Genomic DNA, 612 nt, shown 5'->3' with positions numbered 1-612 from the left:
CCTGAGCCTGGCCGCGGCCAGGTTCAGGCATGACTGGCCGACTTCTCCATCAATAGAGGTCGTAGTCGGTTACAGTCGTCCCGTCGCTCGCGCCTCCATAAATGTTCTCAATACTATCGAAGACAACCTCTGACCCATCCTCGAAGGTGATCGTACCCGAAGTATCATCATCATCGGAGTACGTGATCGTGTAATCCTCAGTCGACGTGATGTAGAGCGCATCATTTCCGTCGTCCCCGGAGATGGTGTAACCACCGGATCCGGCGTAGAAAATGTCATTGTATTCGGTGCCGTCCACCACCTCCATGTTCGAGAAAGTGGCCGTGGTGCCGTCATGAAAACGGACGGACCCGCCATCCTCATCAAGGGACACGGCCACGCCACCCATCTCGTGTGAGAAATCGATCGTGTCCGTCCCGTCCCCGCCATCATAGGAGGTATCTCCCGTATCCGCATAGAACGTGTCATCGCTTCCTGTTCCAACAAAGCTCTCGAAGTCCGAAAAAGTTCCAGTAGTCCCATCGGAGAACGTGACCGTTCCGGAACCGTCATCAATCTCGATGGTTATACCGTCATCGGAATTGGACATGTCAAGCGTATCCGAGCCATCCC

At 54.6% G+C, this 612-nt stretch carries 1 protein-coding gene; it reads right to left on the bottom strand.

Annotation, left to right across the window (positions count from 1 at the left end; all coding sequences use genetic code 11):
* Positions 1–49 precede the first annotated feature (49 nt).
* Positions 50–612: calcium-binding protein (locus E1297_RS00890; RefSeq protein WP_368669422.1), on the bottom strand; the 563-nt coding region annotated here is incomplete at its 5' end.

It is taken from the genome of Roseibium sp. RKSG952 (assembly GCF_009711355.1).
This window is presented reverse-complemented; position numbering and strand designations above follow the sequence as displayed.